Origin of the sequence: Staphylococcus sp. GDX8P54P (genome assembly GCF_017893165.1) — a bacterium.
Taxonomy (GTDB): domain Bacteria; phylum Bacillota; class Bacilli; order Staphylococcales; family Staphylococcaceae; genus Staphylococcus; species Staphylococcus borealis.
Map to the genome: position 1 here is coordinate 38,572 of NZ_JAESMM010000012.1, position 25,419 is coordinate 63,990.

Sequence of the window (25,419 nt, forward strand, 5' to 3'; positions counted from 1 at the left end):
GTATTTAAAAGAACTTTTTTTAGGATAGGAGATACACATGACTATTTTTGATATGCCAAACTATTTATGGATTACTATAGTTGCAATGATTATTTTGACTGTCTTTAGTGCTTTAGTACTAAAAAAATGGTTTGTATCCGCAGTAATTACATTTGTCGCGTTAGCTGTTTTAGCATTTTTCATACCTAATTTTTATGACATTTCATTCCAACCATTACTTGGATACGCTGCGTTTTTAGCCATTATCAGTTTAATTATTAGCTTTTTATTATGGTATTTCACTAGAAATTGGCGTCGTGAACGTAAAAAGAAACAATTAGAAAAGGAAATACGTAAATACGAAGATGATGACGAAACATTCCGTCGTCGCAATAGATAATAAAAAAACGTTTGAAACATCATGCTTAATGCATTTAGTTTCAAACGTTTTTTTATTATATTTAGGGGGTGTGCTCTATTATTTTTTAAATGCCTTTTCAATTTTATCTAATTGTTCAATCGTTGTTTGAATACCACCTTCTGAAAAATACCACGCATTAGATTCAAATTGGTAAACTTGGTTATGCTTGATTGCCTTCATATTTTTAATGACATCATTATTTAAAGCAGAAGGTAAGGTTTTGTCGTTACCTTTTTGTGTACGATCTATTACAAACAATTTATCTGGATCTACTTTATTTAAATACTCATAAGTAACTGTATTACCAGCTGAGTTTGCTTTCATTGACTTGTCAGCATGCATTATACCTAAATCTTTATTTAGGAATCCACCGAAACGTCCTGTAGGACCAAATGCTTTAACACCTTTATCATCTACGTTTAGAAATAGTACCGTATCGTTATTGATCACTTTTTTCGTCTCAGCTACTTTCTTACTAAGCTTTTCATTTAAATCTTTAGCTACATCTTGTTTTTTGAAAATTTTACCAAACAACGTTGTGTTATCTTTAATTGATTCAATATAATGATCGTTGTCAGGACTCACAAATAATATTTTAGCGTTAGGTGCAGCTTTTTTCATTTCATCTAAAGTTTTAGTATGAGCTTGTCTAAATGAAGCGAAAATGACTTCGGGTTTAGCCTTTGCCAAATTATCATAATTAGGTTGTCCAGGATTACCTAAGTTAGTATATTTGTCATTTTTAAATTCAGAAAGGGAAGTAGGCAAGAATGCTGCACCTTTACCTTTTGCAATAGCTACAATTTTGTCTTCTAATCCCATCTGTTTCATAATATCTAGCGCACCATAATCCAACACAGCAACTCGGTCTGGATTTACTGGAATCTTAACTTTCTCGGTTTTCATTTCACCTTTAGTATGGGTATTATTTTTATCCTTGAATTCATATGTATTGTCAACGGTAATCGTATCCTTGGAAGAGGATGTTTTTGAATTCGAATCCTTGCCACACGCAGCAAGTAATATGATGATTGAAAAGAGTATAGCAATATATTTAAATGAATTTTTCATAATTAAGCCTCCTATGAAACAATTATAATCGAAATTGATAATCATTTTCAATATAATTCAATGCATATACTCACTTATTTTTAAACTAATTCTTCCAGTACTTGATCTAAAACAAGACATAGGGCATCTGTATTAGCATCAATACACTGAATTTTATTTTCGTTTTTAAAAAGAGTAACATCTATTTGATTATTATTCACAAAATAGCCAATCTTAGCGTGTTGTAGCATCTCAATATCATTGTGATCATTACCAAATGCAATATAGGTTGGCTGACTACCAAGGATAGATTCAATAGCCGTAAATTTATTGATATATTTAGCGGTAATATCAATATTATGTTCATTCGAATGATTAATCAGAGATAAATGAGGTGCAGTTGTTGCTATATAAGCAGCAATTTCATCAAAATCTTCGTTAGCAATATTCAATAAAATCGTCTTAATCGGTGCCTTAATATCATCAAGTGTTAATTTGTGTGCTAATCGTTGTGGATCAAGACGACGAAAAATATTATGGGACTCATCAACACGCGCAGCATAATCCCATTGATCATCTACAATATAATCTAAATCATAGTGGTTAATAACATCTTTGATTACCTTAAAAGATTTAGGCTGAATGGTTGCCAATGGGCGTATATGACCATTAATAGAAACGATAGAACCATTACCGCCAATAAGTGGAAATAAATGAAATTGCTTAGGTAAAACAGGTATTAAATCACGTATAGGTCTTGCCGAAGCAAAAATAACTCTATGTCCTATATTATGTAAACTAAGTAAACGATCGACAATATCTTGATTAATTTGTTGTCCATCAAAACAAATCGTACCGTCAATATCTAATATGATATTCATATATAACTCCTTAATATATAAGTATGTATAAAGTTTAGCATTTAAAACAATTTGTGGTTAAATGATATCAATGTAAGTATATATTAACTAAAAAGAAAATCATAAACGCTATTTAATCAGAAGTGGATTAATCCATGGAAGAATAGGTCCCCTAAGATAACACATATAACTTCCTATAATATATATTATGTAAACTAAAATACAGACATCGACATATACCTTTAGTTATAACACTTATTCGTGCGCTGTCAGGATGATTTCTGAACGTGTTATTTTATCACTACGTATCATTGATCAAGAACTTGCAGTATTTAGCAGCTACCTAAACGTTAAATAATTAAGTAAAAAATTTTTACTATACCAATGACTAAGTAAATACATTCAACTAAATGTGAACGTATATCGTTTTAATCGATGATAGAGACTCGCCGACATAATTTAGGTTTTTCTTAAATTACTGTATTTACATAGATATATTTAAAATGCTTCCAAGGTGCCTAAATATTTCTTTCTCACTTACAAGAATGATATACATATATCTTCATTTATAATATTTTGCATTAAATCGTAATTGTTTCGCATTAAATCGTAAACGATGAACATACCCATAAAAGATAAACTAAATTAATTTCTATAAGGAATTACTTTTCATGCATTTTAAATTTACTAAAATAAATTTATTTTGTAATATTGTTGCTAAAAACCAAACCTGTGGTAATATTAAATTGTAGGGGCAACATGAAAATCAACTTAGAATTTACCTACACTGTATTGTAACTTGTCTCTATCAATCGTTACGATAAATAAAGGCTGTGACATGTTGAATGTCGCAGCCTTTATTAACATTAATTTATTTTTTTATTTTCTTGCGAATTGTATTAAGTGTGTTAAACAACCAATATTTAAACTTATTAATAGGTTTATAGAAATCCCCAATTAACTCTTCGATATATACATTAAATCCTCGTTTAAAGCGATAAACACCATAATCTTCACTATTCTCTGTGAAATCGCCTGATAAACCGTAGAAATTATAGCGATCATAACCATGTTCGAAACAATAGTTCATCATATGCCAATGCATCATATATGGTCCCATATAATTATTATATTTTTCAGATGAGCCTCCAGAGAAGTAATTCACTTCATATGCATTTGCGAAGAAAATACCTGATGCTAAATTCAAGATTTGGCCATCTGTTTGACGTAATTCGCTTGCATTTAAGAGTTCTTTTTTATCGTGTTCAATTTGCTTATCTAATTCAGCAATTTTTCTAAGTTGTTTATCATTTTTATTTTCTTTTGCCATCATTTGATCACGACGGCTCTCTTTGTCAGTTAATGCGTCTTGCAATGATTTTATGTATTCATCTAAATCAATGTATGCAAGTGGAACAAGCACTTTATCTCCATAAGTATCAAAGAAGTTATAGAAGTATTCATCCGTCTTAGATACGAAACCTGTTCGTGCTTCTGTTTCACGATATAAATCTAGGAATATATGAAATTCATCTCTACTTAGAAATCTTACTTTTACCCCGTAGTTTATCGCTTTATTGATATTTCTTTTTCGTTGGCTATCAAATTGCTTTCTCAATGATGCAGGTGTTTCTCCTTTTAGGTAGTTAACCCCCATCCAACGCGCTTGACTCGATGTGTCATATTTAGTAGTAAATCCATGGTGCTCATAACCATGAGATTTAAATAAGTTGACTACCGCATCATTTTTCTCTCTATCTTCAAGTGGATTAATATCTTTATCATAAATTTGATAAATCCAATATGGATCAATTTTAACGTATAGGCATTGATGTTGATGTAGATATTTTTCTAATTCACGTAAATAGAAATCAACTAAACCTAGATCTGAGTAATCCATAACTGGACCGCGATTTGAGTAATATACATAACTTCCCATAGTTGGTATTTTTGAGAAAAGGCTAGCTGCAAGCACTTTATTGCCTTCGTCTTTAACACCAAGTAACACTACTTCAAAGCCATCATTTTCACGTGTTTGAATATTTTCTTTCATTTGGAAGTAATGGCTTTCTAATGATGGGTTTTGTACAAAGTTTTCGAATTCTTTAACTGTTAACTCTGTAAATTTCATATTCGTCTATTCCCCTCTTAATTAAATCTATTTTTCATCTTTTTGAGTGTCTTATATACTGAATACATAGGTTTGTTAATCGGTTTCATAAAGTCCCCAACATACTCAATTACATCTGCATTGAAGCCTTTTTTAAATTTAATAACACCAACATCTTCAGCATCTTCACTGAAGTCACCACTGATGCCATAAAAATTGTATCTATCAATGCCGTGATCAATCGCATAATTAATCATTGTCCATTGAACAGCATAACTTCCCGCAAAATGTCTATACTTATTAGAAGTTCCTCCAGCATAATATACAACTTCAAATGGATTGATAAAGAAGAAACCAGCAGATATTGGCAGTTCATTACCGTGTTCAGCTTGTAATGTTTTTGCCTCATCTATTTTTTGTTGATTGGCATCAAGTTGTTTTTCGAGGTTTTCCTTTTTATTTAGCGCCTTTTTATTATCTGGACGTTTTTCAATATCTTTAATCGCTTTATTTACATCTTTATTTAACGTTTCACGTTCATTCTGAAGTTCTTCTAAATACTCATCAAATTTAATATAAGCTAATGGAACGAGCACGCGATCCTTGAAATGTCTATATCGATTATAATAGAAACTATCGTCTCTATCTTGGAACTCTTTTGTTTCGGTAGTATCTTCCATAAATGAACGGAAGATTGGAAGTTCTTCTTCTGATAAGAACTTAACTTTCACACCATTTTTTTGAACTTTTTTTGTATTACGTTTACGAAGACTATCCATACCGTTTAATACATCTTTAGCTGTTTTGTTTTTTAAATCTAGAACAGAATGGTAACGAATTTGTTTAATCGGGTCAAAGCCTTTAGTAAATCCTTCATGTTCAAATCCTAGATGCTTCATCTTATCGAAGAACCAATCATTGCCAGCATTACCTGTTATGTCACCGTCATGATTTAAGTATTGATATGGTAAATAAGGATCAACACGAACAAAGAGACAATGATGTTGTTTTAAATACTTTGTTAACTCATTAAAGAAAAAGTGGACAAGCTCTTTATTATCATAATCAATTACTGGTCCACGGTTACTATAAAAGTACTTAAAAAATTTCATGACTGGTACTGCTGTTAACATGCAAGCTGCAATGACCTCATTATCTTTATTTTTGATACCAACTAAGTGAGTTTCTGTTTTATTTGCAACTTTCATCTCATAGTTTTCAGTCATTTGGGTGAAATGACTATATGGCATTTTATCCGTATAATTGCCAAATTCTGCAGCTGTTAAATTTGTAAACTTCATTATTTATTGCTCCTACTTCAAAGAATCTTTATCTATTTTTTTAGTTCAAAATTTAAATTATAATTTTGAATAATATCTTTATCTTCAACCAAAAATTTATATATCCAGTTTCATTAAGTATACAATAGAAATTAACAAAACTAAAATACAAACCATTTATGAGAATGAAATATTTTATAAAATAAATGTTGTGATCCTATCTAAACGATGTCATCTAATTAAAGTAGTAAATAAAAACTGGAAGCGGAACAGAATTCTTTTAAAATTCGTCGTCCGCTCCCAGTTTGTTTTGCCATAATAATTAGGTGTAGCTATTGTACAATAATGATTGAAATTTGTATTATCACCACCAAGGGACGCTTTTTATCTAAAGCATATCTAGCGTCTCTCTCACTTGTTTCAAAAAGTGAATCGTATCTACATTATCATCATGACTCAAACGTTTAACGATTTCACTACCAATAACTACACCGTCTGCTACACCAGCAATATCTTTGACATGTTCTATTGTTCTGATTCCAAACCCTGCAACAACTGGTATATCTGTATGTGCTTTAAGCAGTTTTAATTTATCTTTTAATTGCGGATGAAATGTTCCATTTTCACCCGTTGTAGCATTCATTGTTACCGTATAGATAAATCCTTCTGCCTGTTTAACAATTTTATTAATACGTTCATCATCTGCAGTCATTGCTACAAGTGATATGAGCTTAACATTCACCTTAGCTATTTTAGCTTTCAATTTTTGAGTTAATTCGTATGGCAAATCAGGAATAATCACACCATAAACACCCACATTTGCACATTGTTTAAAGAAAGCCTCTTCGCCATAAGAAACAATAATGTTGTAATACGTCATTAGTACATATTTACAATTGATTTCATCTTTATGATTAGATAGTTCATTAAAAATATAATCTATTGTTACCCCTTCTTTGATCGCCTGGTTACCTGCTTCCATAATGATAGGGCCATCCGCAACTGGATCTGAGAACGGCACACCAATTTCAATGATATCAGCACCCTTTTCATCTAAGATTTTTACATTCTTAATAAATGATTTGTTTCCCATAATGTATGGAATAAAAAGCTTAGTCATGTGAGTCACCTCTTGTCTTCATATAATGTCGAATTGTCTCCATGTCTTTATCACCGCGACCTGAAATCGTCACTACTAAAATCTCATCTCCACTCATTTTTGGTGCTAATTTTTCTACATAACTCAGTGCATGTGCACTTTCAATGGCTGGTATAATACCTTCCATTTTACTGAAGCGGATAAGTGCCTCCATAGCTTCGGTATCACTAGCATGTTCGTATTTAACGCGTCCAATATCGTGATAATATGAATGTTCTGGTCCAATACCTGGATAATCTAAACCAGCCGATATAGAGTGTGCTAATTCTACTTGTCCGTGGTCATCTTGAATTAAGTACATTTTTGAACCATGAAGTACACCAGGTCGCCCTTTTCCAATTGCGAGCGCGTGCTTATCTGTATCAACTCCTTGTCCAGCAGCTTCGACACCATACAACTTAACGTTATCTTGAATAAATGGATAAAACGTGCCTATAGCATTAGAACCGCCACCTATACAAGCCACCACAGCATCAGGTAATCGTCCTGTTTTTTGAAGTATTTGGTCTTTTATTTCATGGCCAATTACACTTTGAAAATCTCTAACCATTGTGGGAAACGGATCAGGTCCTAATGCTGAACCGAGTAAATAGTGTGTATCCTCAACATGACTCACCCAATATTGTAACGCCTTATTAACCGCATCCGAGAGCGTTCCTTGACCATCATCAACGGCTTCAACTTTGGCACCTAATAATTCCATTCGAAATACATTGAGCTGTTGACGTTTAATATCTTCTCTACCCATAAATACGATTAACTCCATATCAAACAATGCAGCAACTGTGGCACTTGCTACTCCGTGCTGACCAGCTCCTGTCTCGGCAACCAATTTATTTTTGCCCATTCGCTTTGCCAATAATGCTTGACCTAATGCATTATTTATTTTATGCGCACCTGTATGATTTAAATCTTCCCGTTTTAAATATATTTGAGCGCCACCCAGTGCTTGGGTGTAAGATTTCGCATACGTTAACGGTGTTTCTCTACCTACATATTCTTTTAAATAGTACGATAATTCATCTTGAAATGATCGATCATTCTTTGCTTTCTTATATGCTTGTTTCAATTCAATAATTGCCGGCATTAGTGTTTCCGGAACATATTGACCACCATATTCTCCGAAAAATCCGAGTTCATCTGCTTCGGTTTGTATGTTAAACATTCTCTTGTACTCCCTTCAATTGCTGTATTACAGCTAACATTTTATTTTTGTCTTTCATGCCATTTGTTTCGATTCCGCTTGAGATGTCATAACCTAAGTGATTTAATTGTAATGTCTCAATTTGTTTTATTTTGTTAGCATTAATACCTCCAGCGATTAAAAATGGAACGGATTGCTTAACGCGTTTTAAAATCGTCCAATCAAATGAATGACCAGTCCCACCATAATGCTTAGATGGCGTATCTATAATAAATAAGTCTACATAAGGACGATATCGTTCAATTTCATCTATGATATTCTGGCTGGCTGGTAACGCTTTAATTATCTTAATATTCTTAAAATTTAGCCTAATTCGCTTGATAAATGCTATCGTTTCTTCCCCATGGAGTTGAATCGCATTGATATGCGTTTGTTTTAAAATATGCTTTATAAGCTGGAAGGTGGGATTAACGACTACAACTACTTTATCTATACCGTCTGGGACAAACTGGGCTAACGCATTAATTTGTTCAATCTCTAAATGACGTTTGCTTTTGGGATAGTGTACAAATCCCACCATATTTACATTCAGAGTAGACAACTTTAACACTTCTGATTTTGTTTTAAATCCACAAAATTTTAAAATCATACTTTCACCTTTTTTAATTTAAGTGATGGTATAAAATGTTCTAACTGATTACAATTCATTAAAGCACCACCCACTAATAAGCCGTCAATACCACTATTTATGATTTGTTTGACATCTTGTTGTGAATGAATACCACTTTCAGATATATAAAAATAGTTTTCCTTTTTATACTCAAGTATATGATTCGTATGTTCAACATCGGTGTTAAAGGATTTTAAATCTCGATTATTTACACCAATGATTTGCGGTTCTAACTCATATGCCCGTTGTAACTCATTATCATCATGAACTTCAACCAACACTTCTAATCCCTTAGACGTCGCATAATGATAAAGTTGTTTTAACTTTTCATCAGTAAGAATATTCACAATGAGTAAAATAATTGATGCACCCGCTTGTTTAGCAACATCAATTTGAAGCGGATCAATGATAAAATCTTTGCACAACACCGGCAATTGCGTCTTTGCCGATAAAGCTTGTAATCTTTCAAAACTACCACCAAAATATTGTTCATCAGTAAGGATAGAAATGGCATCTGCGCCATATCTTTCATAATCATTTATTTGTTGAACTACATCTTTTTGTTGAAATGCCTTAATGGACGGACTCTTCGATTTGATTTCTGCGATTAATACTAAATTTTCGTTTCTACTTAATGCATCGGTTAAACGTGCTTTACGACTATGTTTTGTCGCTTTTAATGTTTGCAATTTCTGATGGTAATAACCATCGTTTAATAAACGCTTTTTATATGCCACTATGTCATTTAATATTGTCACAACTATCACCTCTAATTTGTAAAAATTGTTTCATCGCACGACCACTATCAATTAAATGTTGTGCGAGATCTATTCCGGAAGCGATTGTAGCTACTTTTTCTGATACATATAATGCAAGGGCTGTATTCAGTACAACAACATCTCTTCTACAAGATGTGTCACGACCACTTAAAATGTCCAACGTAATTTGTTTGTTTTCAATTGGACTACCACCTTGTAATGCTGTGTTATCAGCAGCCTTTAATCCATAATCTTTAGCGTTAATATAGTAATGCGTTATATTACCTTTTTCATTTAGCTCATAAATTTCATTGTCTCCAGATAATGTAGCTTCATCCATACCGTTGGCTCCATGTATTACGATTGCTCTTCGACGCCCTAAATCTCTAAGCGTTTGCGTTATCATGTGCAATCGACTTGGGTCGTATACGCCCATGACTTGATAAGTTAATTTAAATGGATTGATAAGTGGCCCAATTATATTAAAAATAGTCGGCATAGGAATCATTTTTCTAACGGGTTGAATATGTTTCATAATGGGATAAGATTCCATCGCATTAATAAATGCCAATCCTTGCCTTTCGATTTGTAATGGTACATCTAATACTTTCGTCGTCCTTATGTCTAATTCTTTTAATAAGTCTGTGCTTCCTGAATGCGATGTGATGCTTCTATTTCCATGTTTGATAACCGGAACACCTGCGCTCGCGACGACAAACGATACCGTCGTTGAAATATTAAAACTATTTGATTTATCCCCTCCTGTTCCACACACACAAATACTACCTTCATATGTGGGTTGTTTAGGATACATAGTTTGAATTAATCCATTGGCAATATAAGTTAATTCTTCTTGTTTAATTTCTTTTTTAGTAAAACGCGTTAGTACATCGACTTTTTCTTCAATATCAACTTGCGGATCCGTTAGATACATTATCAATTGCGTTGCCTCTGATTGGGTTATAGTAGTATGTTTATTTATATGTTTTATTAGCGCCATTCAGATGCCCCCTTTCTTTTACAATATGAATGAAATTCTTAATGATTTGTGCGCCAAACTCAGTGGCGAATGATTCGGGATGATATTGAATTCCGAAATGTAGATGCGCCTTATCTTCAAAGGATTGTATTGCATCTTTCGTCCGCCCAGTAATGATTAAATTCTTTGGAAAAGACGCTATGTCACTGACAAGCGAGTGATATCTCATAATTTTAATTTGATGTGGTATCGACAAATAGAGTGGCGACTGATTTTGAATTTCAAGCGTGTCCACTTTGCCGTGCATCACTTTTTCTCCTTGGACAACTTTGCCACCGTAATAGCAAGTTAGTGCTTGAGCGCCTAAACATACCCCTAGAATAGGTAATGAATGATAGTTATCAATAATTGTCATCAATTCATCACCATCTAATGGGTGGCCAGGACCTGGAGAAATAATCACACCATCAATTTGATCTAAATAATGCAATACATCTTTATCATTTGGATATTTAATACATACATCATCAATTTGACTAACAATATCAACTAAGTTATACGTAAATGAATCATAATTATCTATAATTAGTATCATGGTGTTACCTCCAGTAAACTTTTGGCTTTAAGTCGCGTTTCTTCAAGCTCCTTTTCAGGTACAGAATCGTATACCACCCCACAGCCCGCCTCAACATTAACCGTATTGTCATCAATGAGCATGGTCCGTATTGCCAATGCAAAATCTAAATTTTGATTACAGTTGATATAACCAACGCCACCACTATAGACGCCTCTCTTATATGGATATGCTTCATATATACGTTGAATCGCTCTTAGTTTAGGCGCACCAGAAACGGTTCCAGTTGGTAAAAGACTTGCAATAATAGTCATCGGAGATAACTCCTTTTTAATTTTGCCTTTCACTTCACTGACGATATGCATGACATGTTCATATTTTTCAATTACCATAAGTTTAGATATTTCAGAAGTTCCGGTGATACTCACTCTATGAATGTCATTTCTACCTAAATCTACAAGCATACTATGTTCACTTCGCTCTTTCTCATCTGTGATTAATTGATTAGCATTACGCTCATCCTTTTCTGGCGTTGTACCACGTTGAATCGTTCCAGCAATGGGATTCGTTGTCACTTCACCGTTATGAACTGCGACAAAACTTTCTGGTGAACTCCCAACTATAATCTCTCGGTCCATGTTGATGTAATACATATATGGGCTAGGGTTTTTCCGTTTTAAGTTTTGATAAAGCTGATAACTTAATTGGTTCTTATCTTCTTTGAAATGATGCTCATAACTATATATTCTAGAAGGTACAACTTGAAACATATCTCCTTCAGTAATCCGTCTTTTCATTTCTTGGATGATATGAATGAATTGTTTGTCAGAAATATTTGCTTTTATGTTTGATCGCTTAGGTCGTTTTTTAATATCTTCTTGATAAACTTGAATGTGTGATAATGACTGAACGTTTCGAGCTACCCTAGTTTTTAATTCAGTTTTACTTACTTTTGAAAATTGATTTGACGCAATGACGTATAACTCATCTTTATAATGATCAAATACAAACACATCTTCTATCATATAGAGCGTTGCGTCGTGTGTTGTTTTCTTACTTTCAATAGCGATGCGTTGTAAAATTGGAAATTCATGTCGCACTAAATCAAAACTACACGTTCCGATAAAACCTGAAATAAATGGCAATTGCTTTAATATTTCATCATCAATGTCACAATCAAACTGATTGATGAATGATTTCAAATAATTGTATGGCTCGGAAGTTATTGTTTGAGTTCCTTTTAAAGTATCAATCATCAATGTATTATCATTTAATTTGACAGTGCCATAGGGCTCAAATGCTACGATAGAGTATCTACCTTTCAATTGTTGTTGACTCGTACTTTCTAGTATAATTTTTCGTTCGTTTAACTGCCCTAAAACTTCGGGCGTTATATGCGCTCTTAATACTTCATAATAAAAATCCATTTTCTCATTCCTTTCACTAAAAAAGTCAGCCTCCTTATCTAAAGGACGCTGACGCGCGGTACCACCTTAATTAACGCAATATTCCGATTATTTGGAATATTGAACATTCACTCATTGATATTAATTTGTTTTACTAGCATAAACCCAATTTCATATTAAGCGGTGTTGATTTACATCACCCATCAACTTTCTGTCACTACCATACTTACCACTACTTCATTTATGCTATTAAATTGAATATTAAAAACACCACAGCATACGCGCTTACTTTATAAGGACGCGTTACCGTGGTGCCACCTTAATTAACAATAATTTGTTCACTCATCAATTATTAAACTTTAGAATTCCAGACCCAATTCGATAAATACGTTGTGCCAATTTGCATCACCCATTGGCTTTCTATTTGCTACAAACCATATCATCTACTTCATTCATAGAATTGTGTGATATTTCTTATAATTCAGTATAATACAAAAATCTATTTTGTTTGTCAACAATCGATTATAAATTTATAGGTGATAAACAGTATGCATAAAGAAGATTTTGCGTTGCTTCAATAGATTCTACATGCGTTCTCTCTAGTGCATGAGATGATTCGATACCAGCACCAAATAGACCATGACGAATATCAGCACCAGCTTTTAAGGCTGCTGACGCATCTGAACTATAATAAGGATAAATATCCACTTTATATGGTATATTGTTTATTTTACATAAATTTATTAGATGTGATTTTAATTCTTTATGATATGGACCAGATCCATCTTTAGCACAAATTGATACGGTGTATTCATCTGATGACTGGCCATCACCTAATGCGCCCATATCAAGTGCAATAAATTCTACTATCTTATCCGATATAGAAGCATTAGCACCATAACCAATTTCTTCGTTATTGGAAATGTAAAATTGAGTTGTATGTGGTAATTGCGTTTTTTCTTGCTTAAGTTTCTCTAGCAATTCTAGTATCATTGCCACACTCGCTTTATCATCTAAATGTCTTGATTTGATAAATCCTGATGAGGTAATCTCAGTTCTAGAATCAAAACTGACAAAGTCTCCCACTTCAATTCCTAAATCTCTTGTCTCTTGATCAGATGTCGTTTTTTCATCGATACGTATTTCCATATGTTCACTATCTCTTGGTATTTCATGGTTATTTCTGTAAACGTGCACACTTGTTTCATGCATACATATCGTTCCAGTATATGTTTGTCCCGATTCAGTTTGAATCTCACAATATTCTCCCTCAATAGCATTGTATGTAAATCCACCTATTAAGCTTATAGCCAATCGGCCATCCTCTTTAATGTCTTTAACCATTGCTCCCAATGTATCTACATGAGCAGTTATACATCTTTGTTGCGCTTGGTTTTCTCCTTGAACTTCGATAATTAAAGCGCCTTTATTTGTTATCTTAGTATCATAACCTAGTAATTCAACTCTACTCTTAACATAATTGATTGCTTCTGTCGCATTACCAGATGGACTATTGATTTCTGTGAGTTCTTTTATTGTTTTCAATACCTTTTGAGTCATCATTATCTCCCCCTAGTTAAATTATTTATTGGTAACATTTTATCGTATTTATAATACTATCACTATTAATTCATTTATTTTACTATTGTTTATCTATAGTCTGTACCTTACAATGTACATATTCTGAAAATTTCGAAATAAGGTGATTCAATATGCAACATATTTTATTTGTAGGTCTTGGTTTGATTGGTGGAAGTTTAGCCAGCAACTTAAAATATTACCAGCCTAACTTAACAATATCTGCTTTTGATGCAGATAAAAATCAACTAGAAAAAGCTTTGTCGATTGGAATAATTGGCGAAAAAGTTGAAGATTATAGTGAAGGTGTTAAAAAAGCAGACGTTATCATTTATGCTACGCCTGTACAACAAACTGAAGTGTATTTAAAAGAATTACCTAATTATCAAACACAACCTCATTTGATTGTAACTGATACTGGCAGTACGAAAGCTAATATTCAAAGCTACGAAGCATATCTGTTAAGCAATGATATTCATCTTATTGGTGGCCATCCAATGGCTGGAAGTCATAAATCAGGTGTTCTTAACGCTAAAAAACACTTATTTGAAAATGCTTACTACATCCTTGTTTATAACGACGCACGCAATGCTGAAACAGCCCAAAAATTACAATCATTATTATCAACGACATCTGCAAAATTTATAACAACCTCTGCTCAAGAACATGATTACGTTACTGGTGTCGTCAGTCACATACCTCATATTATTGCATCAAGTTTAGTTCATTTAAGCGAATCAAACTCAAATCATCATGCTTTGATAACTCAATTAGCTGCTGGTGGTTTTAGAGATGTTACACGTATTGCTAGTAGTAATGCAGATATGTGGCGTGATATTACATTTAGTAATCAAGAGAACATACTTCACCTATTGGATATGTTACAACAACAGATAAATTCAATTTCCACGCATATTCGCTCAAATCACACTGATGAGATTCATGATTTCTTCTCAAGTGCCAAAAAATTCAGAGACCAGCTCCCAGTTAAGCAACAAGGTGCACTAAGTATTGCGTATGATCTTTATGTAGATATTCCAGATAAATCGGGTATGATTAGCAAAGTTACTTCTATCTTAAGTTTACATAATATTTCTATAAGTAACTTAAAAATCCTCGAAGTTCGTGAAGATATTTTAGGTGCTTTGCAAATTAGCTTTAAAACTCCTGAAGATCGCGAACGTGGTATTCAGGCATTGCATGATTTTGAAACATATATTTTATAAGTATATCCTCCTAACTTGATGACGCTCCTAAAATATTAGTAGCTCAAGATACCGATGATTGGATCCCAATGCAGAAATGATACAAACATTGCACAATTAGGCATCGAGCCCTGAGTAAAGAGAACTTCACAAAGATATACCACGAGCAAAGCAAGTTTGAAATTGGCATGCCCAATTTTCATCTTGATACCATCATTGTTAGGAGGACATTATTTACATTTTATGCCCTGCCATTAAACCTAATCGTCCATGCTTTGTTCCAGCATCAGTATAAGATATCGCTTTAGATATAATGCCCTTTCCATATTTATTTTGTAAATAATCAATAGTTTTGGCTAATTTCTCATCTCGTCTTCTTTCATATTCATCAATAAACAAATTGAGTTGACGGTCTTCTTCATTAATAAGTTGTGTCAATGATACACTCAATGTCCGATACAGCGCGTGTTTATCACATAATTGATTCGCATAATAATTTACTACCTTATAAATATCTCGCTCTAAGTTTGTCGCATCCGTTAATGTATATTGCTTATGTACGCCGCCGCCTTCCGTATAGCCAAATGAAAAGTGAATGGTTCTTGCCAATTGCTTACGTGCTCTTATTCTACTAGCAACATCTTCAATTAGTTCTTGCATAACTACTTTCGACTCTTCAAATCGGTAATCTCTCATCAAAATTTGACTTTTGCATATAGAAGGATTAGTAACATTATATTTCTCTCTCAATTTACTTTGATCAATACCGTTTGCGTGTAAATGCATATCCACCCCTATTACACCAAAATCTCTTTTGAGATATTTATACGGATACTGTGCTAAATCGCCTACCGTTACAATCCCTTTCTTGTTAAGTTTTGCTTCTGTTTTTTTATTGATGCCCCAAAATTCCCTTAGTGGCGAAATTTTCCACAACTTTTGGGGGACATCATAATATCTCCATTCTGTAATACCATTGGCTGTATGCTTCGCTTCGATATCCATTGCAACCTTACTTAATAACATATTTGAGCCTATACCTATTGTGCAATATATCCCTGTTTTATCTTCTATCTCTTTTTGTAATCGCTCTGCAAATGACTGAACAGTAGAGTTAAATCGATGATAACTATTAGTTACATCTAAAAAAAATTCATCGATGCTATATTGATGCAAGTCTTCTCCTGGTACATATTTAAGTGCAATTTTAGAAATTTCAATTGAAACTTCTAAATATTTTCTCATGCTAGGATTAATAATATAAATGTCATTCCGATGTGGTATTTCAAACAGCCTAGATCCTGTTTTAATACCAATTTCTTTTAGTTTAGGTGTAGCTGCTAAAACAACTGAACCTTGTCTTTTAGTGTCTGCAACTACTGCCAATTTTGTTTCTAGTGGGTCCAACCCTTTGTCGATGCATGAAACACTAGCAAAAAAACTCTTTTGATCAATACACAGAATATCTCTATCCTCCAACAAATTATAATCATACATGCCAGATACCTCCCTTATCCAATTCTTATTATATACGAACACTTGTTCTATTTCAATAAAAATAAGAACGAGTGTTCTTAAAATTATTTTGGAGTAGTATCTTAAAACATGCTATACTATGGATGAAATTACTATTTCAAGGAGGAAATAAAATGCCAATCATCAATGTTAAATTATTAGAAGGACGTTCTGATGAACAATTAAAAAATTTAGTTACTGAAGTAACAAATGCAGTTGAAAAAACAACTGGAGCTAATAGAGAAGCTATTCATGTTGTCATTGAAGAAATGCAAAAAAATCATTATGGCGTTGCAGGCGTTAGAAAATCAGACGCTGAATAAAATGCAGGTAAGTTTACATAATAATATTATGGTATTTAATTGCGTAGTAAAAAATTCTTGAATAGCCTTTTTGTTTTTATCTTTATCAATGTCTAATGCACTGCCATCATTATTAGTATTAATATTTTGGTATGAATTATTAATCGGCACTGTAAGAGATTCTACGTTCTTATCTCCTCTAATACCAAAACTTATACCTGTTTGGAATATCGCTGAATTAGGCATACTTGTATTAATATAACCTCTCAAAATACCAGCTACTTTAGGCAATTTAACTACAGAGCTAGGCGTAACTAACTCTTTTTTCAACGTTTGCATAACTTGTTGTTGACGTCTAACTCGCCCAAAGTCTCCTTCCTCATCATGTCTAAATCTTGCATATCCAAGTAATTCTTTACCATTCAAACGATGATGACCTTTTTTAAGAGATACGCCAATGTTTTCAGACATATCTTTTTCTACGTCCATAGGAACACCATTTGGCTCTAATTCATCGATCATTTTTTCAAAGCCTGTAAAATCAATGACTGCATAATATTCCGGATTGATACCTAAATTCTTATTTAATGTTTTTCTTAGCAGTTCTGGACCACCAAGTGAATATGCTGCATTAATTTTGTAATTTTGATATCCAGGTATTTCTGCATAAATATCTCGCATTACTGACATCATTTTCATCTTTTTATGAATAAAATCATATTGAACTACCATGATGGAGTCAGTTCTTGACTTACCACCATTTGCTTTGTCAGCGCCTAATACAAGTACAGAAATCTTACCATCATTTTTAACAGGTCCGTTAAATTTATGTACTTTAATATCTTTGGCATGTTTCTCAGCATAATTAACACCACTACGATAACTATGGACGATATAAATAATAGCTGCAAGAAGCAATATTACTATAATCAAAATAATAAAAGGTAATTTTCGTAGTTTTTTCTTATTTCGTCGTTTAGAAGGTGTCTCTGATTCTGCTTGTCGTCTGTATACTGTCTTATCCTTCTCTTCTGTCATATTTACCTACCTTACGTCTTGTAAAAATCTTCAAAATTGTATATCTATGTACTATAATTATATATAATTAAGTTATAGAAGTTACTTTAAAAAATCAAGTAATTTTTAAATAAATGGTACTAAGGTCCAATGAAAGGATGGCATAAATGAATATTAATACAGCATATTTTGCTGGTGGGTGTTTCTGGTGTATGACCAAACCTTTCGATCAATTCGATGGTATAGAAACAGTAACATCTGGCTACATGGGTGGTTCAACTCACAACCCTACTTATGAAGATGTGAAAAGTGGGACCACAGGACACTATGAAACTGTAAAAATCGAATATGATGTTGCACTGTTTTCTTATAATAAATTATTGGAAGTATTCTTTTCGGTAATTGATCCTATTGATGATGGTGGCCAGTTTCAAGACAGAGGTTCTCAATATAGAACGGCAATCTTCTACACAAATGAGGACCAAAAAAAACTCGCTGAACAATACATCCACCAACTCGAGCAAACCATTCATTCTGAAAAAGCAATAGCAACTAAAATCTTACCCGCTTCAACATTTTACAAAGCGGAAGAATATCATCAAGATTTTTATAAAAAGAACCCTGAGCGTTATGCTCAAGAACAACAAGACCGTGCTAACTATAGCGCAAATTAAACACATAAATAATCAAAGGCATCCTTCATAAATGATTGTTATCATTTCACTTGTAGGATGCCTTATTTTTAAATAATGATTTATTTATGACGAATAACTCTCATTACTTTTAGCATACTGTACCATAATGAACTGTCTTTTCTATAAACTAAAAATCTTGGTTCCCAATTAGGGCTATATTTTTCTTTATATTTACGTAATCCTTGAAAGCGATAAAGTCCATTGAAATGTTCAAAAACACGACCAGCTACACGTTCACGTGGATATGAATAATTTAATTGACCTACATTCGATAATGTTGCCATCCCCATATTAAATGCTTTATAGCCTTTGTCTTTACCCCAAAGTAGCATATGCAAATACAAACCGTCCATTAAAGGTAAATCAAGGTCAGGTAACCAACGAATTAAATCAACAGAAATAGCTTCATTATAATAAGTAGGCATTAAAGTACAAAACGCAATTACTTTACCCTCTTCATTCTTCATGATTCCAATAGGCGCTTGTTGTAAATAGTCTTCAGTAAATTGTCCTACTGAAAAATGCATTTCATTACGTCCATCTAACCATTGATCACTGACATATTTCAATTCAGAAATAATATCCATTGAAAAAGGTGGTTCTAAAATTTCAAATTGAATATTTAAATCATCGAATTTATTAAGTGTCGCTCGAAAACCACGACGTTTCTTTCCTGATGTCGTAAATTGAGTCAAATCTATGATGGCTTCTTCGCCCAATTTGAAGAATTGATTACCAAAATTATGATAAAGTGGCATAAACCGATCTGACACTTGATAAAAAATGATGTCATAACCTAACTTTTCACCATAATTATAAAAATCAATCAGTAACGATTGGAAAGCATTTGGGTCACCAATTGGATCGCCTAACACAACAAGTGCATTACCTTTATAACGATACATTAAAAATGCTTGTTCATTTTCATGCATAAAGATATCTTTATCCCCACTGTAGATCAGATGACTTAAATAATTACCACCATATGTTTCGATGATTGCTTTACATTGTGACAAATCTTCAAATTGGTGTGGTCTATTGTATTTTGACTCAAGGAGCCATGCAACTATACCCACTAACATTACAACGACAAGAATTGTTAACCAGAAATAATATTTTAATAATGATGTATCCATTTCAATATGATAAATGTCCAGCGCATATAATGTTTCGGAAATAATAATGTGATTAACGTATAATACAAAGACGCTCAAAATAATGGCTACAATGAACCGCTTTAATCTAAATGGTCGCTTCACAACTTTAGATCGGCGATATGCAAGAACAAGTAATACAAATATTAGAATAATCCATGATAATAAAATTAAAGATGCATAAGTGTATATTGTCGCGGCGAAAATTAAAATAAGCGAAATCATTACAAATAAAATAGCACGACGACTTTGCTTGTATACCCCTCTAACATTAAGAAGTAATAATAAACAAGCACTAGTATGAATAGATGACATAATATAATATGCAAAATGATGATCATCATATAAGCCATCATAAACAATCGTAATGTTATTAATAAAGAATACAAAACTTGTGATTAATACTAAAGTGGCTAAAGCAAAAGATGGTATTTTAGCAATAATATCTTTTTGATAAGAAAATAAAAATGATGTTACATCTTTTGCAGGAACAAAATATTTAGATTCTTCAAAGTACTTTCTAGCAGAAGAACCAAATTCAAAAGTAGATAATACAAGTGCAATAATGACTGGTACAAAGTAATAAGCGAAACGATACAATAATAACGCTAATAAAACTTTTTCTTCAGGAACGCCTAACGACTTTAATCCTAGTAATACAACTAAATCGAAAGCACCAAAACCTCCGGGAATAAAACTGACTAATCCAGAAAGCGCAGCAATGATAAAAATTCCAATTACAGTCGTAAATGCGACATTGATATCAACAATAACTGTCGATAAATAAAGTACTGATGCAGCAGCAAGCCACTCAACACTAGATACTAATGTGCAATAAACACCTAAATATTTGTTATAACGATCAATAGGATTAATCATGGTATAAGCAATAAATAAAGGTAAGAATAATGCAACAATATATAATATCCATCTTACCCAGCTTACTTTATTTAATATGTGCGAAGCATCAAAGATATGTAATACGACAAGAATTGATAGAAGACTCAAACCTGTCAACATTGATATAAGTATAATTGAAATGGCATGCACTAATTTTTTTCGATCCGTTGTATAATTTTTATACACAAATGCTCTAAATCCAGCACCGATAAACCCACCAAAACCAACAATAGCATTGAGTGCATTAATAATATAGCTCACTTTAAACACTCTTATCAGTGGGATATCAAGTTTCAATCCCTTAACCAATATAAGATCGTATAAGCTCAGCAAAATCATTGCAGCACCACCACAGATAAATAAGCCTACAAGGTACCAACGATTAATTTTGCTAAAAGCTTCAAGCGTTTGCTTGAAATTAATATGAGCAAGTTCATGATATAGCGTGGCAACAACTGCTATAAACAACACTGCAGCAAAAACAAATTTAAGTATAGATAATAATCTATTTTTTAGTTCTTCAGTCATATCATACCTCTACCTTCAACTTCGATTAGTTTAAAATATATCATACCTTCATTTGAATGAACATATGAATATATATTACACATGCTAACAGTATTGTAATGTACGTGAGATTATACATTCAAATTCCAAAATTTGATATGTACATTTTATTAAAAAAATAGGGCTGAGAAAAAGTGGATATTCCTCTTTCTCAGCCCTAGTCAACTACTACAAAGTAACACTCTAGCATTATTTATCTTTTACTCGACTACACTTTGCATCAACAAGCCGTACTAATCGGCTCGAGTATATTCTTTTGTCTCTTCTTTTTTTATTTCATATTCTCCTGAATCATTACCGTAATACTTATTATAACGACGTTTAAATAATAAGAACATGTGAGAGACTAATACTTTAAGTATCGCATATCCTGGTATACCTAAAATAACACCAACGATTCCTAATAAATTACCAGCACTTAATAAAATGAAAATAATTGTTAAAGGATGAATTTTCAATGTTTTACCCATGACATTTGGTGAAATAAAATGTCCTTCGATAAATTGAACAAGCGTCCATACTACAATTAATTTCAATAACATAAGTGGAGATGTAATAATGGCTATGATAATAGCTGGTGAAATCGCAATAGTTGGACCTAAATAAGGAACAACGCTTGTAACAGCTGCGATACATGCAAGCACCAATCCATAATCAAGCCCAATGATAGAATAACCAATAAAGAGTAAGATACCGATACAAAATGAAACAATAATTTGGCCTTGAATATAAGAACCCACTTGTACACTCATTTTCTCCATTAAATCATGGTAATCTTTTCTAAATTTTGGTGGCATAATCTTAGTTGAATACTCTTTAAACTTATGACCATCCTTTAACATAAAGAACAATACAAATGGTGTTGTGACAAGCACTACACCTACATTTACTATCGCTTCTGCAAAACTTCTTATTTTAGTTCCAAATCCATCAAAATAACTCGAAACCATCGAAGGAATCTTGTTAGAGACTGAGTCTAACCAATCTTGTATTTGAGTATAAAATGAAGATAAGAAAGAAAAATGCGTAACTTGATCTATTGCATTATTAAATTTATCTACATACTTAGGGAAATTGTTCGCTAAGCGTGTGATTTGATCACTGATTAATGGAATTAATAAATTAATAATTAATGTTGCGCCACCAACAATTGCTAAAAACACAATAATAATGCCCAGCAATCTTGGGATATTATATTTTTCCATCAAATTGATAATTGGATTAATAAGATAAAACAAAATGAGCGATAAAATAATTGGTGCCACAATAGTATTAAATATAATGATAAATGGTTCAAAAACATATGAAACTTTATCAAATATAAATATTACAATGCCTATGAGCACTAATGAAAGTAAAGCAAATAATAAATCTTTACCGCCTAAAAACTTCATAAAACGCGTTTCTGTAAAACTGAATTTTTTTGCGCTGTTATCTTCAACTTGTTTATTTTCAGTTGTCATGTTCCTCACCATACCTTAACTAACTTATAGAACTAAAGCTATCTAACATCATAACACAAAAACAATTAAATGTTGTTTCGCTTTAAGATGAACTTATTTGTGTTTCAAAATGATAAATATGTAGTGCAAGATAAACAATTTCAGAATCATCAATAGGAATATTTAAATGTTTTTGTATCATTCTTGAGATTTTAAAAGCAGTATTGTATGCATTAGGATAATGGTTTTTAACCATATCAATAAAGACATCTTGAGCATAAATATATTCTTTTTTATTAAGACGTCGAATTAAAAATTGGATATGCCTAATAAATCGTTGATATTGAACTGTATGATTATCAATTTCATGGTTCAAATCATTTTCAATAATCAGTATGCTCTTACTAATTAACTTATTAATTAAAGACATTTCATGTATTGTTAAATCCTCAGTGTTAGATGCGATATGTAATGCGATAAATCCAATTTCATCAGGTGGAAAATTAACATCTAGTCGTTGATTCAGTTTATCAATAACTTGGCTTGCAATTGCATAAGCGCCACTATATAAATGTTTGGTTTCAATAGCAAATGGATTACTAATAATTTGATTTTGCTTTAATCTTTTGTATGCAAATATAATGTGATCAGTCAAAGCAACAACAAGATTTTTATCGTCAGTAGTATGCGTTGTACTCGTTATAAAATTGACTGCTTCAATTACCGCTTGTAGAACATCTTCATCTGCAATTTCAACTAAAGATTTATAATATTCTTGCTGTTGCTTTTGTTCTAGCTTATAAACTTTTTCTATTGAAGCACTTTCATCTAAGGTCATTCCCGCCTTTTTATTAAAGCCAATACCTTTTCCAATGAGAATAACCTCTTGATTATTATAAGTGCATATGATGACGTTGTTATTTAAAGCTTTAGAAATAGTATACTCACTCATCATAATCACCTTTCTTTTTAATATATGAATTATAAAACGATTTATTAAAAATGAAAAGATTTCAAACTTAATGTAAAAACTCCTTCCAACGTTATGAAACCTAAATTCAATACATTGAAAGGAGTATGTTAATAATATTATATTAAATAGTTATTCAATCGATTACTTTTTAGGTAGTTGATTTTCTCTACCCCAAGTTTCAATGCCAAACAAGTTGATTTCGAGATTCTCTGGTTTGAACACAGGTTTCATACCAGCTTTACGTTGTTTTTGATAATCTTTCATGACAGCTATTGCTATATTTGAAAGACCGATAATAGAAATCAAGTTAACAATCGCCATTAATCCCATAAATAAATCGGCAGTACTCCATACAGTTTCAGTTTTCACAACTGAACCAACAAATACTAATAAAACAACTAAACATCTGAAAATAAACATAATTGCTTTATTTTTAGATAAAAATTCAATATTTGATTGGCCGTAGTAATAGTTACCGACTACAGAAGAAAATGCGAATAACGTAATCGCAACTGTTAAGAAGATACCCCCAGCTGAACCTAAATGTTCATTTAATGCTGATTGAGTAACTTGAACACCTTGAGGCGCACTTTCACCAAATTTTAATCCTGAATATAATAAAATCATAATCGCTGTAGCTGTACAAACTAACATAGTATCGAAAAATACACCAAGTGATTGAATTAAACCTTGTTTCACTGGGTGTGGTACAGCCGCTGTAGCAGCAGCATTAGGTGCCGAACCCATACCAGCTTCGTTAGAGAATAAACCACGTTTAATACCTTGAAGGATGGCCGCACCAACAGCGCCTCCGGTAACTTGTTCGAAACCAAACGCACTCTTAATGATCGTACCTATCATTGGAACAATTTGGTCAATATTTAATAATAAAATAACTAAAACCATTCCAATATAAATGATCGCCATAATAGGCACAATTAATGACGATAATGTTGCAATACTACGCACACCGCCAAAGATGATGATTGCTGTAATAACTGCCAATACAATACCTGTTATAACTGGACTTATGTTGTATTGAGTATTTAATGACTCTGCAATTGTATTAGATTGAACAGTATTAAATACAAACGCAAATGTTACAGTAATTAATATTGAGAATAAAATACCTAACCATTTTTGATTTAAACCTTTAGTTATGTAGTATGCTGGACCCCCACGGAATCCGCCTTCTTTATCGTGAACCTTATAAATTTGAGCTAAAGTAGCTTCCATAAACGCACTTGCCGCTCCAATGAAAGCAATTACCCACATCCAAAATACTGCACCAGGTCCACCAAGCACAATTGCCGTAGCTACGCCGGCAATATTACCAGTACCTACTCGAGAACCAGCACTGATTGCAAATGCTTGGAATGGTGATATACCTTTTTCACCACTATTCAACGTTTCAGGTTTCTCTACTAAAGCTCTAAACATTTCTGGCAACATACGTAATTGCACAAATTTAGAACTAATTGTAAAGAAGAAGCCTACAGTTAATAGTAATCCAATTAAATATTGCGACCAAATTAAATCATTACCTACCTGAACGATTGTTTTAAACCACCCAGGTATTAAATTATCAAAATCACTCATTAAATCCCTCTCATCTATAATTGATTAATATCCTAAGATATATTACAAGAGATTTATACTGCATTGAATAAACTCAATTAAA

General features: G+C 32.5%; 22 protein-coding genes. 4 read left to right on the forward strand and 18 right to left on the reverse strand.

Translation table 11 applies throughout. The features are described 5' to 3' along the window. Positions 1–37: 37 nt before the first annotated feature. Complete coding sequence (locus KA909_RS06205) at positions 38–379, forward strand: hypothetical protein (protein WP_053030933.1); 342 nt, start codon at positions 38–40, stop codon at positions 377–379. A gap of 78 nt (positions 380–457) precedes the next feature. On the opposite strand, the gene KA909_RS06210 is transcribed toward KA909_RS06205, so the two are convergent. From KA909_RS06210 to KA909_RS06265, 12 genes are all read right to left on the reverse strand, one after another. Beyond that, entirely contained in the window at positions 458–1,471 is a 1,014-nt protein-coding gene (locus KA909_RS06210) for a siderophore ABC transporter substrate-binding protein (protein WP_193839360.1), read from the reverse strand. A gap of 80 nt (positions 1,472–1,551) precedes the next feature. Further along, positions 1,552–2,331 carry an HAD-IIB family hydrolase gene (locus tag KA909_RS06215; RefSeq protein WP_193839361.1) on the reverse strand — a complete coding sequence of 260 codons (780 nt, stop codon included), beginning with the start codon at positions 2,329–2,331 and terminating at the stop codon, positions 1,552–1,554. Between the two features lie 850 nt (positions 2,332–3,181). After that, positions 3,182–4,441: an aminoacyltransferase gene (locus KA909_RS06220; protein ID WP_053030939.1), complete on the reverse strand. Its 1,260-nt coding sequence runs from the start codon at positions 4,439–4,441 to the stop codon at positions 3,182–3,184. Positions 4,442–4,458: 17 nt separating this feature from the next. Beyond that, complete coding sequence (locus KA909_RS06225) at positions 4,459–5,721, reverse strand: aminoacyltransferase (RefSeq protein WP_053030941.1); 1,263 nt, start codon at positions 5,719–5,721, stop codon at positions 4,459–4,461. A gap of 367 nt (positions 5,722–6,088) precedes the next feature. Continuing rightward, positions 6,089–6,820: a tryptophan synthase subunit alpha gene (gene trpA / locus KA909_RS06230; RefSeq protein ID WP_210130050.1), complete on the reverse strand. Its 732-nt coding sequence runs from the start codon at positions 6,818–6,820 to the stop codon at positions 6,089–6,091. Beyond that, on the reverse strand, positions 6,813–8,024 hold the full coding sequence (trpB, locus tag KA909_RS06235) for a tryptophan synthase subunit beta (protein ID WP_193839363.1): 1,212 nt from the start codon (positions 8,022–8,024) through the stop codon (positions 6,813–6,815). Before trpB ends, trpA begins: the two co-directional genes overlap by 8 nt. Further along, a complete protein-coding gene (locus KA909_RS06240; RefSeq protein WP_193839364.1) occupies positions 8,017–8,652 on the reverse strand; it encodes a phosphoribosylanthranilate isomerase in 636 nt (211 codons plus the stop codon). Before KA909_RS06240 ends, trpB begins: the two co-directional genes overlap by 8 nt. Beyond that, a complete protein-coding gene (trpC, locus tag KA909_RS06245) occupies positions 8,649–9,431 on the reverse strand; it encodes an indole-3-glycerol phosphate synthase TrpC (RefSeq protein ID WP_193839365.1) in 783 nt (260 codons plus the stop codon). The genes KA909_RS06240 and trpC overlap by 4 nt, the downstream gene beginning before the upstream one ends. After that, positions 9,415–10,431, reverse strand: a complete 1,017-nt coding sequence (trpD, locus tag KA909_RS06250) for an anthranilate phosphoribosyltransferase (protein ID WP_193839366.1) — start codon at positions 10,429–10,431, stop codon at positions 9,415–9,417. Before trpD ends, trpC begins: the two co-directional genes overlap by 17 nt. Further along, the gene (locus KA909_RS06255) at positions 10,406–11,005 is read right to left on the reverse strand and encodes an anthranilate synthase component II (protein ID WP_193839367.1); all 600 of its coding nucleotides are present in this window, start codon (positions 11,003–11,005) and stop codon (positions 10,406–10,408) included. Before KA909_RS06255 ends, trpD begins: the two co-directional genes overlap by 26 nt. Next, a complete protein-coding gene (locus KA909_RS06260; protein ID WP_193839368.1) occupies positions 11,002–12,411 on the reverse strand; it encodes an anthranilate synthase component I in 1,410 nt (469 codons plus the stop codon). Before KA909_RS06260 ends, KA909_RS06255 begins: the two co-directional genes overlap by 4 nt. 501 nt (positions 12,412–12,912) lie before the next feature. After that, the gene (locus KA909_RS06265) at positions 12,913–13,950 is read right to left on the reverse strand and encodes a M42 family metallopeptidase (protein WP_210130051.1); all 1,038 of its coding nucleotides are present in this window, start codon (positions 13,948–13,950) and stop codon (positions 12,913–12,915) included. 152 nt (positions 13,951–14,102) lie between these two features. Here KA909_RS06265 and KA909_RS06270 point away from each other — a divergent pair, with 152 nt between their 5' ends. After that, entirely contained in the window at positions 14,103–15,194 is a 1,092-nt protein-coding gene (locus KA909_RS06270; protein ID WP_210130052.1) for a prephenate dehydrogenase, read from the forward strand. 213 nt (positions 15,195–15,407) lie between these two features. On the opposite strand, the gene KA909_RS06275 is transcribed toward KA909_RS06270, so the two are convergent. Further along, positions 15,408–16,670, reverse strand: coding sequence for a Y-family DNA polymerase (locus KA909_RS06275; protein ID WP_070855583.1), 1,263 nt, complete (start codon positions 16,668–16,670; stop codon positions 15,408–15,410). A 152-nt stretch (positions 16,671–16,822) separates the two neighbouring features. Here KA909_RS06275 and KA909_RS06280 point away from each other — a divergent pair, with 152 nt between their 5' ends. Next, a complete protein-coding gene (locus tag KA909_RS06280) occupies positions 16,823–17,011 on the forward strand; it encodes a 2-hydroxymuconate tautomerase (protein WP_053030962.1) in 189 nt (62 codons plus the stop codon). On the opposite strand, the gene KA909_RS06285 is transcribed toward KA909_RS06280, so the two are convergent. Then, positions 16,997–18,028: an LCP family protein gene (locus KA909_RS06285; RefSeq protein ID WP_245339354.1), complete on the reverse strand. Its 1,032-nt coding sequence runs from the start codon at positions 18,026–18,028 to the stop codon at positions 16,997–16,999. The two genes, KA909_RS06280 and KA909_RS06285, sit on opposite strands and share 15 nt — an antisense overlap. Positions 18,029–18,174: 146 nt before the next feature. Between KA909_RS06285 and msrA the strand changes: the two genes are divergently transcribed. Then, positions 18,175–18,681, forward strand: coding sequence for a peptide-methionine (S)-S-oxide reductase MsrA (gene msrA / locus KA909_RS06290; RefSeq protein WP_053030965.1), 507 nt, complete (start codon positions 18,175–18,177; stop codon positions 18,679–18,681). A gap of 80 nt (positions 18,682–18,761) precedes the next feature. Here the strand turns inward: msrA and mprF are convergent, their stop codons facing one another. The 4 genes from mprF to alsT all read right to left on the reverse strand — a co-directional run bounded on the left by mprF (position 18,762) and on the right by alsT (position 25,337). Then, a complete protein-coding gene (gene mprF / locus KA909_RS06295; protein WP_075108734.1) occupies positions 18,762–21,284 on the reverse strand; it encodes a bifunctional lysylphosphatidylglycerol flippase/synthetase MprF in 2,523 nt (840 codons plus the stop codon). Positions 21,285–21,556: 272 nt separating this feature from the next. Next, positions 21,557–22,786, reverse strand: a complete 1,230-nt coding sequence (locus KA909_RS06300; protein WP_075108735.1) for an AI-2E family transporter — start codon at positions 22,784–22,786, stop codon at positions 21,557–21,559. An 82-nt stretch (positions 22,787–22,868) separates the two neighbouring features. Beyond that, positions 22,869–23,717 (reverse strand): glucose PTS transporter transcription antiterminator GlcT, encoded by an 849-nt coding sequence (gene glcT / locus KA909_RS06305; protein WP_053030969.1) that lies wholly within the window; start codon positions 23,715–23,717, stop codon positions 22,869–22,871. A 162-nt stretch (positions 23,718–23,879) separates the two neighbouring features. Then, a complete protein-coding gene (gene alsT, locus KA909_RS06310; RefSeq protein ID WP_075108736.1) occupies positions 23,880–25,337 on the reverse strand; it encodes a glutamine transporter AlsT in 1,458 nt (485 codons plus the stop codon). Between the last annotated feature and the right edge of the window lie 82 nt (positions 25,338–25,419).

Coding starts and splice junctions, on each gene's coding strand:
- KA909_RS06285 (WP_245339354.1), bottom strand. CDS start 18,028: ATGACAGAAGAGAAGGATAAGACAGTATACAGACGACAAGCAGAATCA.
- KA909_RS06220 (WP_053030939.1), bottom strand. CDS start 4,441: ATGAAATTTACAGAGTTAACAGTTAAAGAATTCGAAAACTTTGTACAA.
- KA909_RS06300 (WP_075108735.1), bottom strand. CDS start 22,786: ATGACAACTGAAAATAAACAAGTTGAAGATAACAGCGCAAAAAAATTC.
- msrA (WP_053030965.1), top strand. CDS start 18,175: ATGAATATTAATACAGCATATTTTGCTGGTGGGTGTTTCTGGTGTATG.
- KA909_RS06255 (WP_193839367.1), bottom strand. CDS start 11,005: ATGATACTAATTATAGATAATTATGATTCATTTACGTATAACTTAGTT.
- KA909_RS06270 (WP_210130052.1), top strand. CDS start 14,103: ATGCAACATATTTTATTTGTAGGTCTTGGTTTGATTGGTGGAAGTTTA.
- mprF (WP_075108734.1), bottom strand. CDS start 21,284: ATGACTGAAGAACTAAAAAATAGATTATTATCTATACTTAAATTTGTT.
- KA909_RS06215 (WP_193839361.1), bottom strand. CDS start 2,331: ATGAATATCATATTAGATATTGACGGTACGATTTGTTTTGATGGACAA.
- trpA (WP_210130050.1), bottom strand. CDS start 6,820: ATGACTAAGCTTTTTATTCCATACATTATGGGAAACAAATCATTTATT.
- KA909_RS06210 (WP_193839360.1), bottom strand. CDS start 1,471: ATGAAAAATTCATTTAAATATATTGCTATACTCTTTTCAATCATCATA.
- KA909_RS06260 (WP_193839368.1), bottom strand. CDS start 12,411: ATGGATTTTTATTATGAAGTATTAAGAGCGCATATAACGCCCGAAGTT.
- trpB (WP_193839363.1), bottom strand. CDS start 8,024: ATGTTTAACATACAAACCGAAGCAGATGAACTCGGATTTTTCGGAGAA.
- glcT (WP_053030969.1), bottom strand. CDS start 23,717: ATGAGTGAGTATACTATTTCTAAAGCTTTAAATAACAACGTCATCATA.
- KA909_RS06275 (WP_070855583.1), bottom strand. CDS start 16,670: ATGTATGATTATAATTTGTTGGAGGATAGAGATATTCTGTGTATTGAT.
- KA909_RS06240 (WP_193839364.1), bottom strand. CDS start 8,652: ATGATTTTAAAATTTTGTGGATTTAAAACAAAATCAGAAGTGTTAAAG.
- KA909_RS06225 (WP_053030941.1), bottom strand. CDS start 5,721: ATGAAGTTTACAAATTTAACAGCTGCAGAATTTGGCAATTATACGGAT.
- KA909_RS06205 (WP_053030933.1), top strand. CDS start 38: ATGACTATTTTTGATATGCCAAACTATTTATGGATTACTATAGTTGCA.
- KA909_RS06280 (WP_053030962.1), top strand. CDS start 16,823: ATGCCAATCATCAATGTTAAATTATTAGAAGGACGTTCTGATGAACAA.
- alsT (WP_075108736.1), bottom strand. CDS start 25,337: ATGAGTGATTTTGATAATTTAATACCTGGGTGGTTTAAAACAATCGTT.
- trpD (WP_193839366.1), bottom strand. CDS start 10,431: ATGGCGCTAATAAAACATATAAATAAACATACTACTATAACCCAATCA.
- KA909_RS06265 (WP_210130051.1), bottom strand. CDS start 13,950: ATGACTCAAAAGGTATTGAAAACAATAAAAGAACTCACAGAAATCAAT.